This window comes from Mesorhizobium sp. M4B.F.Ca.ET.143.01.1.1 (assembly GCF_004792275.1).
In the GTDB taxonomy this organism is placed as follows: domain Bacteria; phylum Pseudomonadota; class Alphaproteobacteria; order Rhizobiales; family Rhizobiaceae; genus Mesorhizobium; species Mesorhizobium abyssinicae.
Map to the genome: position 1 here is coordinate 1 of NZ_SRSR01000182.1, position 351 is coordinate 351.

At 65.8% G+C, this 351-nt stretch carries 1 protein-coding gene; it reads right to left on the bottom strand.

From position 1 onward, the window contains the following. A partial coding sequence (locus EN786_RS36535; RefSeq protein WP_348642274.1) for a DUF2182 domain-containing protein occupies positions 1-309 on the bottom strand: 309 nt, incomplete at its 3' end. Between the last annotated feature and the right edge of the window lie 42 nt (positions 310-351).

Below are 351 nucleotides of genomic sequence, written 5' to 3' on the forward strand. Positions count from 1 at the left end.
GCCGCCGATGCGGGCGCCCGTCGCCGCGGACAATCCCACATGCGCGGCAAACATTTCCGCGCCCTCCGCGCCGGCAAAGGCAAGGACGCCCGTAGCTGTCCAAACCAGCATGTAGCCGGCTACGAACACCCAGGTCGACACAAAGGCCTGCCCGCGGCCTCGTTTGCCGCTCTCGACCTGGTGGAACGAGAGGATCATGGGCGCGGCCGTTGGAAACATCATGGCAATCATCATGATCAACCAGACGGCAAGAAACAGCGCCGCCGTCATGCCCATGGTGGGGGAGTAGATGCGCATGCCCGCGTCCATGCCGGTCTGCTGCCGGACAAGCAGAGCCCACGCCGCCGCTGC